Annotated in this window: 16 protein-coding genes and 1 pseudogene; 7 read left to right on the forward strand and 10 right to left on the reverse strand. The window is 58.5% G+C overall.

The features are described from left to right. The 4 genes and pseudogenes from repA to istA form a co-directional block, all read left to right on the forward strand. Nucleotides 1-1,224 (forward strand): plasmid partitioning protein RepA, encoded by a 1,224-nt coding sequence (repA, locus tag ACMYR2_RS18755; RefSeq protein ID WP_416194187.1) that lies wholly within the window; start codon nt 1-3, stop codon nt 1,222-1,224. After that, nucleotides 1,221-2,204: a plasmid partitioning protein RepB gene (gene repB, locus ACMYR2_RS18760; protein WP_347265194.1), complete on the forward strand. Its 984-nt coding sequence runs from the start codon at nt 1,221-1,223 to the stop codon at nt 2,202-2,204. Before repA ends, repB begins: the two co-directional genes overlap by 4 nt. Nucleotides 2,205-2,397: 193 nt before the next feature. Continuing rightward, complete coding sequence (gene repC / locus ACMYR2_RS18765) at nt 2,398-3,630, forward strand: plasmid replication protein RepC (RefSeq protein ID WP_416194188.1); 1,233 nt, start codon at nt 2,398-2,400, stop codon at nt 3,628-3,630. A gap of 4 nt (nt 3,631-3,634) precedes the next feature. After that, a pseudogene (gene istA, locus ACMYR2_RS18770) lies at nt 3,635-4,516 on the forward strand (IS21 family transposase); the annotation flags it as partial. A gap of 507 nt (nt 4,517-5,023) precedes the next feature. On the opposite strand, the gene ACMYR2_RS18775 reads toward istA, so the two are convergent. From ACMYR2_RS18775 to ACMYR2_RS18815, 9 genes are all read right to left on the reverse strand, one after another. Further along, entirely contained in the window at nt 5,024-5,359 is a 336-nt protein-coding gene (locus tag ACMYR2_RS18775; protein WP_347264922.1) for a cupin, read from the reverse strand. 130 nt (nt 5,360-5,489) lie between these two features. Then, entirely contained in the window at nt 5,490-5,708 is a 219-nt protein-coding gene (locus ACMYR2_RS18780) for a hypothetical protein (protein WP_347264923.1), read from the reverse strand. A gap of 227 nt (nt 5,709-5,935) precedes the next feature. Further along, complete coding sequence (locus ACMYR2_RS18785) at nt 5,936-6,382, reverse strand: CBS domain-containing protein (RefSeq protein ID WP_416194189.1); 447 nt, start codon at nt 6,380-6,382, stop codon at nt 5,936-5,938. 57 nt (nt 6,383-6,439) lie between these two features. Next, nucleotides 6,440-6,838: a succinate dehydrogenase, hydrophobic membrane anchor protein gene (sdhD, locus tag ACMYR2_RS18790; RefSeq protein ID WP_347264925.1), complete on the reverse strand. Its 399-nt coding sequence runs from the start codon at nt 6,836-6,838 to the stop codon at nt 6,440-6,442. Then, entirely contained in the window at nt 6,838-7,245 is a 408-nt protein-coding gene (gene sdhC / locus ACMYR2_RS18795; RefSeq protein WP_416194190.1) for a succinate dehydrogenase, cytochrome b556 subunit, read from the reverse strand. Before sdhC ends, sdhD begins: the two co-directional genes overlap by 1 nt. Before the next feature lie 10 nt (nt 7,246-7,255). Then, nucleotides 7,256-8,113, reverse strand: coding sequence for a succinate dehydrogenase iron-sulfur subunit (locus ACMYR2_RS18800; RefSeq protein WP_347264927.1), 858 nt, complete (start codon nt 8,111-8,113; stop codon nt 7,256-7,258). A 496-nt stretch (nt 8,114-8,609) separates the two neighbouring features. Next, nucleotides 8,610-8,855: a YdcH family protein gene (locus ACMYR2_RS18805; RefSeq protein ID WP_347264928.1), complete on the reverse strand. Its 246-nt coding sequence runs from the start codon at nt 8,853-8,855 to the stop codon at nt 8,610-8,612. A gap of 136 nt (nt 8,856-8,991) precedes the next feature. Next, nucleotides 8,992-9,378: a hypothetical protein gene (locus tag ACMYR2_RS18810; RefSeq protein WP_347264929.1), complete on the reverse strand. Its 387-nt coding sequence runs from the start codon at nt 9,376-9,378 to the stop codon at nt 8,992-8,994. Between the two features lie 271 nt (nt 9,379-9,649). Beyond that, nucleotides 9,650-10,767 (reverse strand): IS3 family transposase gene (locus tag ACMYR2_RS18815; protein ID WP_416194204.1). Its coding sequence is split into 2 segments (ribosomal slippage): nt 9,650-10,515 and nt 10,515-10,767, totalling 1,119 coding nucleotides; the frame shifts between segments, so codons are not numbered across the junction. Between the two features lie 1,154 nt (nt 10,768-11,921). Between ACMYR2_RS18815 and ACMYR2_RS18820 the strand changes: the two genes are divergently transcribed. Beyond that, nucleotides 11,922-12,269 (forward strand): hypothetical protein, encoded by a 348-nt coding sequence (locus ACMYR2_RS18820; RefSeq protein WP_416194191.1) that lies wholly within the window; start codon nt 11,922-11,924, stop codon nt 12,267-12,269. Nucleotides 12,270-12,545: 276 nt separating this feature from the next. On the opposite strand, the gene ACMYR2_RS18825 is transcribed toward ACMYR2_RS18820, so the two are convergent. Further along, nucleotides 12,546-13,019 (reverse strand): ArsR/SmtB family transcription factor, encoded by a 474-nt coding sequence (locus ACMYR2_RS18825; RefSeq protein WP_416194192.1) that lies wholly within the window; start codon nt 13,017-13,019, stop codon nt 12,546-12,548. 53 nt (nt 13,020-13,072) lie between these two features. Between ACMYR2_RS18825 and ACMYR2_RS18830 the strand changes: the two genes are divergently transcribed. After that, nucleotides 13,073-14,365, forward strand: a complete 1,293-nt coding sequence (locus ACMYR2_RS18830; RefSeq protein WP_416194193.1) for an NAD(P)/FAD-dependent oxidoreductase — start codon at nt 13,073-13,075, stop codon at nt 14,363-14,365. Nucleotides 14,366-14,384: 19 nt separating this feature from the next. Next, a complete protein-coding gene (locus tag ACMYR2_RS18835; protein ID WP_347264920.1) occupies nt 14,385-14,588 on the forward strand; it encodes a DUF2892 domain-containing protein in 204 nt (67 codons plus the stop codon). The last annotated feature ends 10 nt before the right edge of the window (nt 14,589-14,598 follow it).

Raw genomic sequence — 14,598 nt, forward strand, 5'->3', positions numbered from 1 at the left:
ATGACGGCTCTAGCAGCAAATGACGCCAGTCACCGCACCGGCAAGAAAGTCCGCTCGCTAACGCGGCTTGTGGAGTCCGATGCGGATCTGCTCAGCGCACAACTCAAAGAGTTGCGGTTGCGAGCCTTTCCGCCATCGTCTCTGAAAGAGCTCCGCAAATTCACCTCCGGCGAAGCGGCAAAACTTATCGGGGTTACTGACGCCTATATCCGCCATCTCGCACTTGCCGGTGACGCGCCCGAGGCAGAGAAGACGGCGCGTGGGCGCCGCCTGTTTTCGTTAGAGCAGGTCCACGAGATTCGTCGGACACTTGCAAAAACCAAACAGAGCTACTCTCCTAATCGCCGCGAAGGTGAGCATCTCCAGGTCATCGCGGTTACAAACTTCAAGGGCGGCTCCGGCAAAACGACTACCGCCGCTCATGTGGCGCAATACTTCGCTATGAAGGGCTATCGCACTCTCGCGATTGATCTCGATCCGCAAGCATCGCTCTCTGCGCTATTCGGTCTCCAGCCGGAATTTGATCTCCAAGAAAACGAAACGTTGTATGGCGCGATCCGCTACGACGACGCCCGCCGACCTTTGTCTGAGATCATTCGGAAAACGTATTTTGCGGGGCTTGATATCGTTCCGGGAAATCTCGAGCTCCAAGAGTTCGAGCACGATACGCCCAAAGTCCTGGCCGAACGTAACCGCGGCTCCGAGCGGATGTTTTTCTCGCGCATCGCAAGTGCGCTCGCGTCGGTCGGAGACCGATACGATGTGGTGATTCTGGATTGTCCGCCATCCCTTGGGTTTCTCACGCTCTCCGCGCTATGCGCCGCTCGCAGCGTTTTGGTAACGATCCATCCTCAGATGCTCGACGTCGCGTCGATGTCGCAGTTCTTGCACATGACCGCCAGTCTTCTCGATGTTGTCGAGCAGGCCGGCGGCGACGCTGATTACGATTTTTTTCGTTACGTGATTACGCGTTTCGAGCCCACGGATGGCCCCCAAGGCCAAATCGTTGGCCTCATGCGCAGTCTTTTCGGCGAGCGCGTACTAACGACCGCTATTTTGAAGTCGACCGCCATCTCGGACGCAGGGTTGACCAAACAAACGCTGTACGAAGTCGGCCGCGAGAATTTTGTTCGCAGCACTTACGACCGCGCTCTTGAATCACTGGATGGCGCACATGCCGAGATCGAAAATCTCGTCAAAGAGGCATGGGGGAGGACGGTGTGAACAAGCGACGTGACGCGCTCAAAGCCATGATGGCCCCAATCACCGCGCAGCCATCCTCCGGAGACCGGCAAGGTCGGACGCCGGTCAAATCGGGATCGCTCAAGGCTATGGGACTTTCTCTGCAGAGCCTATCGCAGGATGCCGACGAAGCGAGAGCACTACGTGAGCAACTCGCTGGGGGAGATCACGTGGTGGAACTCGACCCCACACTGATCGATCCATCCTTTATTCGCGACCGGCTGGATGATGCCAAGGCTGCGGAGTTTGAAGCCTTCCAAGCCAGCATCGCCGAACATGGGCAACAAGTCCCGATTCTCGTGAGACCGAGTTCTCAAACTGAGGGGCGATATCAAGTTGCCTACGGGCATCGGCGATTAGAAGCGCTTCAGCGCCTTGGCCGACCAGTTAAGGCCATCGTCAAACACCTGACCGACGAACAACTCGTGGTGGCCCAGGGTCGAGAGAACCTCGAACGACGCGATCTTTCTTTCATCGAGCGTGCGCTCTTCGCAGCGCGGCTTGAGGATCACGGCTTCGCTCGGTCGGCGTTGACGGCCGCCTTGGCAGTCCACAAAGGTAATCTATCGACCATGATCACGGTCGCACGCAGTGTTCCCGAAGAGCTCATTATCGCCATCGGACCGGCACCAAAGGTCGGCCGGCCCCGGTGGGAACAGTTGGCAGAACTTCTCACAAAGACGGGCGACAAATGGCGTCAGGCGATCGCGGCGCCAGGATTCGACACACCGGAGAGCGACACTAGGTTCGCCCGGGTTCTGAAGACGCTGTCGCCTCGTCAGACGAAAAAGACCAAGCAGGTCATTAAGGCAGATACTGGCGCTCCCCTCGCACAGATCGTGCAGGGAAAAGATCGCCTTCAGTTCACGATCGAAGAGAAATCAGCGCCGGCTTTCGGTGCTTACCTGATCGAGCAGCTACCCGAAATCTACGCGGCGTTTCGACGCCGCGCCGATGCGTAAACCGCGTTCACCAATACGAGAAAGGATCCATAGCGGCAAAAGAAAAGGCCCCCAAGACGTTTCCGTCCGGAAGCCCTCTCTCGTCTGTTTGGCGACTGACAGAGAATCACTTCCGCGAATCGCAGTCAAGTGTCTCGTGAGAGACGGCGCCGTTTTTGCGAGCCGATTTCCTTTGCCCTGAAGAGGCAAAGACATGCAATCACACACTCCAACGACGCCCTTTGGGCGGCGATCGCTGACGCTTGCCCATGTGGCAAGTAACATGGTTGCAACGACACGACCTCCTGACAAGGTCGTGCACAAATGGAAGATCTTTCACGCCATCTGCACGGCGCGACCGCGCCTAGGCGTGTCCGAGCGCTCGCTATCGGTTTTGAACGCGCTCCTCACCTTCCACCCGGAGACCGCGCTCACTGGCGACGACGATCTGATCGTCTTCCCGTCGAACCACCAGTTGTCGCTACGGGCGCATGGCATGCCGGCGTCGACGCTGCGGCGTCACCTTGCCGTTCTTGTTGACGCGGGCCTGGTCGTGCGGCGGGATAGTCCAAACGGCAAGCGCTATGCGCGGAAGGGCAGCGCCGGCGAGATCGAGCTCGCCTTCGGCTTCGACTTGTCGCCGCTGGTTGTTCGATCGGAAGAGTTCGAGAGCCTGGCGGCCGACATCGAGTCGGAGGCGCGGGCGCTCAAGCTTGTCCGGGAGCGGATCACGCTGTGCCGACGCGACATTGCCAAGATGATCGCCACGGGCATCGAGGAAGGTGTCCCGACGCGCCGGGAAGGGCAGGGGCCGGCCGACTGGCAGGAAGTGCACGCGGCTTTCCGCTCGATCGTCGATCAGATTCCACGCACCGCAACGAGGCAAGAACTTGAGCCGATTGCCGAGGAGCTGTCACAGCTTGCGGATGACGTGCTCAATCTTCTGAAAACACACATCGAATCCACGAATCTAAGCGCCAATGAGTCCCATTCTGAGCGCCACATACAAAATTCAAATACAAACCCCTTTATTGATCTTGAACCTAGCCTTCAAGAAGGCCGGGCGGCGAGGGCAGGGCCAAAACCTCAAACACCGAGGATAGCGGAAGGGACCTATCCGCTGGGAATGGTGCTCAACGCTTGCCCCGACATCGTCGATTACGCCAAGGGTGGGATTTCGCACTGGCGCGATTTTCTCGCCACCGCCGCGGTGGTTCGATCGATGCTGGGGATCAGCCCCAGCGCCTGGGAGGAGGCGCAATCCGTCCTGGGCGAAACGCCGGCCGCGATTGTCGTCGCGTGTATTTTGCAGCGCGGCGCGGCGATCAGATCCGCCGGCGGCTATCTGCGCGGGTTGACGCGGAAAGCCGAGGCTGAGGAGTTCTCGCTCGGCCCGATCTTGATGTCGCAGATCAATTCGCGTCTCCACGAAAAGCGGCGGGCGTGACGCGATGACGATCCGTCGCGCCTATTTTGTTGATGGTCGTCCGATCAAGGCGATTTGCCGAGAACTCGGCGTGTCGCGGAAGGTGGTTCGCAAGGTCATCCGTTCTCAATCGACGGAGTTTCGGTACGAGCGAGAGACACAGCCTCAGCCGAAGATGGGCCCTTGGAGTGCCGAGCTTGACCGGTTGCTGGTGGCAAACGAGAGCAAGGCGGCGCGAGAACGGCTGACGCTGATCCGGTTGTTCGAAGAGCTTCGCGGTCTGGGCTATGTCGGGGGCTACGATGCGGTTCGTCGATATGCGCGGCGCTGGAGCCAAGAGCGTGGCGCCTCGACCACCTCGGCCTATGTGCCACTGAGCTTTGCACCCGGGGAAGCCTACCAGTTTGACTGGAGCCACGAAGTGGTCCTGCTGAGCGGGGTCACGGTGATCGTGAAGGCGGCTCACGTCCGGCTCTGCCACAGTCGGATGCTGTTCGTGCGGGCCTATCCGCGCGAGACGCAGGAGATGGTGTTCGACGCCCATGACCGGGCGTTCGCACTGTTCAAGGGAGCCTGCAGGCGCGGCATCTACGACAATATGAAGACGGCGGTCGAGACGATCTTCGTCGGCAAGGGACGCCTTTACAATCGCCGCTTCCTGCAGATGTGCAGCCACTATCTGGTGGACCCGGTCGCCTGCACGCCAGCGTCGGGCTGGGAGAAGGGCCAGGTTGAGAACCAGGTCGGGCTGGTCCGCGAACGGTTCTTCACCCCGCGGCTGCGCTTCAAGACGCTGGATGAGCTGAACGCCTGGCTGCTCGATAAATGCATTGCTTACGCCAAAGCGCACCGACATCCGGAGTTCGCGGACCGAACCATCTGGGAAGTCTTCGAAGCTGAGCGACCAAGTGACAAAATGGACTACGGAGCGTATGCGCGCTGTCGATGCGGCGAATAAAAGCCGTCTGGATGGGCGCTTCTAGCCTGAGAACCGCGTAAAGCATATGAACGTCAAGAAGTTGATAGGTGATGCAGGAGAGCGTCATGCTGAGCAACTCTCACAGTTCTGTTCGACCGGCAAGCGAGCCCGAGCGTGCATATCTCGAATCCCTCATTCGAGCAGACTATGAGCGCTGCCACCCCGGCGAGACGATCGACGACATGATACGTCGCGCCTCCTTTTCGAAAGAGGACAAAGGACTTCTCCGCGATTGGATGGCAGTGGCGACGATGCGTGCGGCTGCGAGACACCTGGTATCGCCACCATCCATGGCGCCTAATGAGAAATTCACGCGAAGTAGCAGCGATGCCATTCGAGCGACCTCATCGAGCGACTAGTACTTGCTTTCCGAAGTTCGTGAGACACCGCAACAGGCCCTTGCGGCGCGTCCGTCCAATCGATCGGAGGGCGGCCTCAGCTTTCCGGGGTAAAAAGGATTGTCAGCAACAACGACGAGTCTTCGATGCCCCTTACCGCGTGCGGCTCGCTGCCTTCGAGGTACACCCACTCGCCGGCCGACAGTTCCAGCGAGGAGGCGGGGCGGCTAAGCAGAACTCGACCTTCCAGACAGTGCAATGTGATGGGACCGTTGACTTTGTGGGTCTTGATCTCCGCGCCGGAGTGAACCACAAGCCGTACGGCTTCAAACAGTCCAGATTTGACGATTGCAGTTGTTCGAGCGTCCTTCAGGCCGGAACCCAATGGTCGCAGATCGATAACCTCTCCGGGGCTGGCGTGGTGCATAGCCATTGGCAGCGATCTCCTGCGCTACGAAGCATCCCGCATCGGCGTACTTTGGCGGCTTCTCGGAGATCGATTTTGCTGTTTGCCGTCGATCATGGCAAGGGCTCATCCAATATCGGCTCATCCCCGGCAACGATCAGGCGACGTCAAGTCTGTAGTCGACACCCTCCCAGCGATCTTGCACCGACCAGTGGATGGTGAAGACGATGGCGCCGCCGGGCTTGAGAGTTGCGGTATCGAGGTCGGCAAAGTGAATGCCGAGGCCACTGTCCGCAGTCGCCGTGTCACGGACGTTACGCCAATCGTCCGCGCTCCAATGGACAACGGCCTCCGACGGCAGTTCGATTCCCAGCACTGAAGCTGAGGTAGCTTGTCAATGTGGTCTCGACTTGCCGACGGCGGGGGCGATTGTGATGCGCTCTTCTGCTCGGCTCAGCGCAATCTGTCCTTTCTCCGCCAGGTACCGTGTGTTTTTCCGCAGGAGGCGCAACGTGCCCGCCCGCCCACTCCCATTGGCCAAGGCGCTCTAGCCACCTATCTCACTGGTAGAAGTGTCTGATCGTTTGTCCATCATGCACCGCCTCATCTGTATCCAATGCCCACGACGTAATCGCGAAGGAGCGATTCCTCGTGTTCGGTATCTTCAAGAAGAGCTCGCACCATGTCCCTGGCATTCAGCACGCCAAGGGGGACGGTATCCCGATCCACAACCGGAATATTCTTCAGGCCGCGCTGTTTGACGATCGACCAGACCTCATGCAGCCAATCGTTTGGATGGCAGAAGGCGACCTCTCGTGTCATGACATGGGAAGCCGCCATCGTGCAGCTACAGCCTGTGCAATGACTGATGCTGCTGACGATGTCGGTCTTGGTGATGACGCCGGCCATCTTGCCGCTATCGTCACAGACGATGACCAAGTTCTGTCGTGGGCCATTCAGCAGTTTTGCGGCATCAATCAGCAAAGCATCTGCTCTGACCGTTACCAGTTTTTCCTGAACCGATGGTAAGATTTGTTGCACCGTAAGCACGTCATATCTCTCCTTTCCGTTTCTTCGACCGGTGTTTCTTCCCTTCGTTGGCTACGCTCAAGCGGCAGTCCACACCCCGATGGCGACGCGCAGCGTTGCCACGATGCCGGCCGCCGCCAGCGCAAAGCACGCGAAGCGCGTTGCCAGCAGCAGCCAAATCTTCACGCCGGAATGAACGTAATCCTCGACGACGACCTGAAGGCCAAGCGCCGCATGCCAGAACAGCGTGGTTAGCAGCAAAACCATCAGGACCGCCGTGATGGGCGAGCCGATCCAACCGATAAACGCTTCATAACTGCTGCCGCTATGGGCAATCAGCGAAGCGATGAACCAGATGCTCAACGGGATTAGCGCGACCGCCGTGATCCGCTCGGTCCACCAATGCCCGAACCCCGCCTTGGCGGACCCAAGACCCATGGCGCGGCCGAGCGGGGAGCGGAAGCGATGACCGTCCATCAGACTTTCCCCGCGATCAGCAGGCTGGCAGACCAGCAGACCACAGTCAGCACCACGCTGGCGACAACCACGATCCAGCCAGAAACGTATATCTGGCGAAGTTCAAAACCGCGCACAGTGTCCCAGACCAGATGACGGATGCCGCCGCAAAGATGCAGGAAAAAGGCGAATGTGGCCGCCAGCAGCAAAATCTGTCCGGGCCAGGATGCAATGATATCGTGGAAGCGCAAATAGGCGTCTGGCCCGCTCGCCGCCGCGATCAGCCAGATCACCAGAATGACGGCGCACGCGCTTAAAAAGACGCCGGTAATCCGGTTGGCGATGGACAGCACTGAAGTGAGCTGCGGCCGGTAAATCTGGATATTGGGCGAAAGCGGCCGCATATGCTTGCTTGAAAAGTGTTCCATGATCCGCCTCTCAGCTCCGTCGCTCGGCGACCATCTTTTTGATCTGCGCAATGGCCTTGCCCGGATTGAGTCCCTTTGGGCAGGTCCGGGTGCAGTTGAGAATGGTGTGGCACCGATAAAGCCGGAACGGGTCTTCAAGGGCGTCGAGCCGCTTTCCGGTCGCTTCGTCGCGGCTGTCGGTCAGCCAGCGCCAAGCCTGTAAGAGCACGGCCGGTCCCAGGAAGCGGTTACCGTTCCACCAATGGCTTGGGCAGCCGGAGGTGCAGCAAAAGCACAGGATGCACTCGTAGTAGCCGTCGAGCTTTTCGCGTTCCTCGGGTGCTTGCAGCCGCTCCCGGTCCGGAGCGGCCGTCCTGGTCTGAAGCCATGGCTCGATCATCTCATATTGCGCGTAAAGATGCGTGAGATCGGGAACGAGGTCCTTGACGATCCTCATATTGGCGAGCGGATAGATTCTCGCGGGCGCATCGGTGTCCTCAATAAATCTCGTGCAGGCCAGCCAGTTGGTGCCGTCCATGTTCATGGCGCAGGAGCCGCAGATTCCCTCGCGGCAGGAGCGGCGGAAAGTCAGCGTCGAGTCGACGTTGTTCTTGATCCAGATCAGCGCGTCCAGAACCATGGGGCCGCAATCGTCGAGATCGACCTCGAACATATCAAGGCGCGGGTTGTCGCCGCTGTCCGGATTGTAGCGATAAATCTCGAACCGTTTGATGCGGGTCGCGCCTTCCGGCGCAGGCCATGTGCGCCCAGGCTTGATGCGCGAGCCGGGCGATAGGCCGTAATTGCGAGGGATGGGGAATCGCTTGAATACAGTCCGCCGGGGGACCTGGTCGGAAGAAGTGACGATGAATGTGTCGGCTTTTGTCATTTTCTTCTCCCGTCTGTGAGCTCGTAAACGTGTCCTCCCCGAGGGTGGTTCCTGTCCTCACTTATGGCGAACCAAATTCATTGCACGCACCGTAGGTATATCGACTGACGCAGCGAGCTTTCCAGGCTAGCACGCAATCTGCGTCCACGTCAGTCGCTCAGTGAAAGCGGCGGCGGACGGCAGTGGAAGCCGAGCACCCATCGTGAACGATAGTACATCGGGCACGAATGGCTCAACGGTTATTGGATTTCACATAAATACCATAAGATTGCAGCACAATGACGCGATGATTTTTCGGCAATCACGATCGCTCCGGCGGCTGAGGTTACCCGCTTACGACGCAACAGCCGATGCGCTGAAGTAGATGCGTCTCGAAACGAGCCCGGCGACTCACAAGGGACTCCTTCCGATCTCGGCCGACATTTCTGGAGTAACAATTCGAGCGCCACGTTCAGGAAAGCAGCCTGACGATGCATGACGCCGCCAGCCGGCCCTATTATACTCCGCGCTCGTTCAAAGCCGATGCGATCTTATCCTTGAGAGCCAGGCGCTTTTTGCGCAATGTGGCCTCGGTCTCTTCGCTGACCGATTCGATCCGCGTCTCCGCCCGGTGAATCTGATCATTCACCTCATCATATTCTTCCAAAATCCGCGCAAATTCGGGGTTTGCGACCTTGAGGGCGTGTATGACGTCCATCTGATCTGGAAATTCATCACGAAGCGTGTGAGGAGTATTCGACAATTCTCTTCCCCTTGCTGTTCATCGAAGTGCCTCCGCCGCGAAGGCCACGCGCAATGCTTTCGGACAGAAACTTCGCTTGCGTTGTGATTGAAGTCAGAATGATCGGATTGCCAGACTAACTAACAGCGCCACGCGATCAAGGGTTCTCTACGCGAACGATGCGATAGGGATGGTATTGCTTCCCCTGCCCGATCGACACGTATTCACCCATGACAAAGCGTTCCTCTCCGAGACGAAAGCCGATCTCGTCGTCGCTTTCGCCTTCTTCGTAGTCAAAGTACCATTGCCCGCCTGGCTTGCGACGCAGCCGGCCAATCTTGACGCTTCCGTGTTTGTCAAAACGTCTCACGCGGCAAACCGCCTGATGCGTCTTCCACTCGTGAGCATCAAGACGATTGTCCTCGTCGAGCGGCACGAGAAGGTCATAGCCTTCGTGCTGCTCGCCCTCGGGATGCGCCTTTTCGCGCCCAAGCAACAATCGCACGTGGCGAAAACGCGACGTCAAACCCTCAACCTGGACCATAAACGACCTCTCTTTTACAATCTATCTTATACCTTGCGATTCGAGAGTTGATTTTGATTTGCATCAACATCTGTGCAGTCTGTGATTCGGTGACGCAAAGAACAGACGACTTCGAAACTCCAGATATTTCCTCGATGGCGCGCGCCTATCGTCGAGGCAAACTCCGCAGTCGATAAACCGCGACCGGCTTTCAGCCCCAATTCAGTTTACTGAGGTGGACCCGCTTGGTGAGACAGTTTGGCGGCCTGGCTAAGGTGGATCGGGTTCGTTTCTACGCCGCCAATTGCTCCGTCATTTCCGCCATAGCATGGACTTCGTCGGGCGTCCTGCCGGCGAAGGTCGAGTGCGGGCGTCGCCGGTTGTAATAGTCTATCCAGGAGCCGATGCCGCAGCGGGCTTGGCTTCCCGTTTCGAATGTGCTGAGGAAGACGCACTCATATTTGAGGCTGCGCCACAGTCGTTCGATGAAGACGTTGTCCATCCAGCGGCCGCGCCCGTCCATGGAGATGCGGATGCCGGCATCCTTCAGCGTCGTCGTGAAGGCGAAGCTAGTGAACTGCGAGCCTTGGTCGGTGTTGAAGATGTCGGGCCTGCCATGGCAGGCGATCGCCTCTTCGAGAGCGGCAACACAGAAGTCGGCATCCATCGTGTTCGACAACCGCCAGGCCAGGACCTTGCGGCTGAACCAGTCCATGATGGCCACGAGGTAAAGGAAGCCGCGCCGCATCGGGATATAGGTCACATCGGCACACCAAACGTGATCCGGCCGCTCGATCGCCAGGTGCCGCAGCAGGTAGGGATAGATGCGATGCTGCGGATGCGGCTCGCTGGTTCTCGGCGCCTGGTAGATCGGCGACAGACCGATCTTGCGCATCAGCCGCCGGACCCGCTTGCGACCCACGCACCAGCCCTGACGCCGCAGATGCCGGGCCATCTGCCGGGAGCCATACCAGGGCGTCTCCATGAAGGCCTCGTCGATGGTGCGCATCAGTTCGAGGTTCTCGGGCGTCTCGCCGGCGGGCTGTCGGTAGAACGACGCCCGCGAGATCGAGACCAGTTCGCACTGGCGGCGGATCGAGAGCCGGTTGTGATCGGGGTCAATCATCATTCTCCTCCGATCCAGGCTCAGCGATCGAAGGCCTTGGCCAAAAAATCCCGCTCAACGACAAGCTGGCCAATCTTGGCGTGCAGCTTGGTCACCTCGGCTTCCCGGCCGACCTGCGCATCAGCAGCCTTGTCGTCGAACGTCTTGGCCAGGTTCTCGATGGCCTGCCGTTTCCACTGCGTAATCTGGTTCGGATGAAGCTGGTGCTTTGTCGCCAGTTCCGAAATCGTCCGCTCGCCACGGATCGCCTCAAGCGCAACCTTGGAATGCGGCTTCGGCCTCAGGGTTGAGGCTTCGCCGCATCTCGGCTAGCTCACGCGTAGGCTTTGGATAGGTTAGGTCGCTCATGATGGGCCTTCGATCGATGCTTCAACTTCAGGAACGGTACGGTCGCGTGACAGATGGGATCGAATTGCCGCCTCGCGATGCGCCGCGTCCGCTCGGCAAAATGTCTCGCTGCGTTTGGTGGACAAGGCTCATTCCCCGTCCGGGAAAGCCAACGATCGAAATGTTGGCTGTCGATTAAAAAGCCGAGGTAGGCCCGCATCGGCTGACCACGATAGCGGCCAGACCTCAACGCAACTGATGACCAAAATCGCGAAGCTTGCTGATATGGGCGTGCCAATCGGCAATTCTTTCGGCGAAGATCGAGCCCAGGATAGCATCCGCTTGCACCATCGATAAAAACGCCTCACGAGGCGCTCAATCATGACTTCGCCGATTCCGGTCCGAGCCATGATCTCGCAGGTGAGGGGGAATCGCGGTCCGCTCGGAGACCAGAAAACCGTAGGCGGCGATGCACAGCATCGCGTGATGCCGCGCCAGCCGCGCCCCTAACGCCGAAATCCTGCGCCGCCGTCTTTTCAATCAGGGTGCGGACGAAGCCCTGATGTGTAAACCGGCGCTGAACAAAACCCCTTGAAGCTAGAGCGGTAACTTCTTGTGACAAGTAACGGAATCTACGTCGGAGTGGGGTCGCGGTCGGCGCCGACGTGATCCACTCCGATTGGCTTTTTTCGATTGTCTTTATGGCGTTACACTGGCACCTGCGGTGATGTGACACCTGTGCCGATTCACAGTTCGGGCTGCTAACCGCAACGGTGCTGACGCTTGTGGTGCTGCGGGCGCTTTATGCCTGTTTCGCGCGCGACGCTCGGAATTCGTTAATGCGAACGGCATTGCGACGAGTCGCGCAGCCGAATAGATTGGAGCTTTCCGCGCTTTCGTCCTTGCGAACCTATTGCCATCTCTTTGGCGGCGCAGGTCATTGCGTTGGGTGGGCACAGGGCTGATGACGGTTGCGTTTGGCCTTACTGACCTTCAAGATGGCAGGTAACTAGGCGCGCATTCGAAGCGGCGTGTGCACGTCTTTGTCATAGATGATCATCACAGACGCTGGCCGAATGACACGTGAAAAACTCTCTTGGTGGAGGACCCAATGATCGTCCGCATCCTCTTATTGGCATGTTCATTTCTACTTGCGAGCGAGCTGCCGGCGGCATCCCAACAATCTAAGGATGATCCCTGGAATCCCCACCACATAGATGCACTACCTCCCGACATCCGCCACTACATAGCGGCAATCTGCAAGGAACCGGCCAAGGCGCAGCATGATTTTGCAACCTATTCTCCAACCGAGAGGCGTTGGCGAATAAACCTCGAATATCTTCGATGCGATGGTCTCCGCGATTTCCGACGAAAAGGCCAATGCCTCGATGTGGATTTTATCCAGGTAGGCTCACGATTCCGGCTTACCAAAACGCAATACCGTGAATGCGGCTTCTGAAGCGGCGCCGCGTCCCGTCGGCTACGAAACCTTCGCAATCATTACGCTCGCATCCCGATCCGTCCCGTCCGGATTGGATCGCATAGTTGATAGTCAGAGATGTAGTCGGGCAATGGCAGAACGTCACGACGATTTCAACGATCAGCGCCGCGAGGACCGCGGCAGAGCTCGTCGATAATGCCCAATGTCGCCAGTCTTGATTGATCGCCCGACCGATTATGCCGTAGACAAGGCTATCGGCGGCTAAGCCGATGAGCAGCGTCCGGACAGACGAAGTCAGCGAAAGCGACTATGACCTATCTTCGATCCTCGCCTCATCCGGGGAGAAGGTTCTCGTGGCTTGCCTCCGGCTGGCGCGCAGAAGGCTGAATGCAGAGCATCCACAACGGTCAAAACCTCCGGCCGTGCGATGGAATAGTAGACCGTCGTTCCCTCGCGACGGGCTTCGACGAGTCCGTCTGACCTAAGCCGCATGAGTTGTTGCGACATCGGCACCTGTTCGATCCCGAGCCCCTGACGCAGTTCAGCGACTGACTTTTCACTATCCACCAGGGCGCAGAGCACCAACAGGCGCTGTGGGTGAGACAGGCTGCGCATCAGCGCCGCGGCCGATTCAGCCGCTGGCATCATGTTTTTTACATTCATGCTATTTAATTTATATTTCTTGAATGATATATGCAAGTGTCCGACGTGCGAGAGACGGCCGCGAGATTCAACGGGATAATTTGCTCCTACCTTGAACCAGATCAAGACGGAATGCGCGATGTCAGAGAAACTCGACGAATAAATCGGAGGAATAGTCCATGTCTCACGTTGTCGTTCTCGGTGCGGGCCTCGGTGGAACTATCATGGCCTATGAGATGAAGACCAAGCTGCAGCGCGATGATCGTCTCACCGTCGTCAATCTCGGGTCGACTTATTCGTTTGTGCCTTCGAATCCTTGGGTTGCAGTCGGCTGGAGACAGCCGGCAGATATTGAAGTCGACCTTGCCCCGGTGCTGAAACAGAGAGGCATCGAATTGCGGCCGGAGGGAGCCAAACGCGTCGAGCCGAGCGAGAATCTGATTCAACTCAACGATGGCACATCTATCCACTACGACTACCTGATCATTGCCACTGGGCCGGACCTTGCTTTCGATGAGGTGCCGGGACTCGGCCCGAAAGCCCATACCCAGTCCGTCTGTCAGACCGATCATGCTCTCCGGGCTAAAGTCGCATTCGACAAACTCGTCAAGACACCGGGACCGGTGGTGATCGGCGCCGTGCAAGGCGCATCTTGCTACGGCCCGGCCTACGAATTCGCCTTGATCCTCGACACTGCTTTGCGCAATGCGCGCGTCCGCGATCGCGTACCGATGACCTTCGTGACGCCTGAACCCTATATCGGTCATCTTGGGCTCGACGGCGTCGGCGACACCAAGGGGCTGATCGAAAGCGCGATGCGCGACCGCCACATCAAGTGGATCACGAACGCGCGCACGACAAAGGTGGAATCCGAAAGGCTTGTCGTCGAAGAGATCAACGATGACGGCTCGGTCAAGGCGACGCACGAACTGCCCTTCGCTTTCTCGATGCTGCTGCCGGCTTTCCGAGGCGTTTCGGCCGTTCATGGCATCGAGGGTCTGACCAACCCGCGCGGCTTTATCGTGATCGACAAGCACCAGCGCAACCCGGCCTTCCCGAACATTTTCGGCGTCGGCGTCTGTGTCGCCATTCCGCCGGTCGGCAAGACGCCACTCGCGGTGGGCGTGCCGAAGACCGGGTTCATGATCGAGTCCATGGTCACCGCCACGGCGGAGAACATCGCTTCGCTCCTCAAAGGCGAGGAGCCGAAGGCGGTCGCAACCTGGAACGCGGTCTGCCTCGCCGACTTCGGCGATGATGGCATCGCATTCGTTGCACAGCCACAAATCCCGCCGCGCAACGTCAACTGGTCGTCACAAGGCAAATGGGTCCACGCAGCCAAGATCGGCTTTGAGAAGTACTTCCTGCGCAAGATCCGGCAAGGCAAGGCCGAGACCTTCTACGAAAACCTCGTCCTCGACATGCTTGGGATTAAGAAACGGAAGGAAATTCACGTGGAGACGGCCGAATAGGCAGCAAAAGGAAACGACAATGACAATCGATCGCGCCGTGATGATGTTTGCCGGCTTCATGGTTCTCGTGTCGCTAGGGCTCGGCTTCTACGTGTCGCCCTGGTGGTACCTGCTCACGGCCTTCGTCGGGCTGAACCTAATCCAGGCGTCGATGACAGGATTTTGCCCGGCGGCCATGGTCTTCAGGAGGCTCGGCTGCCCCGCAGGTGTCGCGTTCAAATAGAGGCGAAGCC

It is taken from the genome of Nitrobacter sp. TKz-YC01 (genome assembly GCF_047824785.1).
GTDB lineage: Bacteria > Pseudomonadota > Alphaproteobacteria > Rhizobiales > Xanthobacteraceae > Nitrobacter.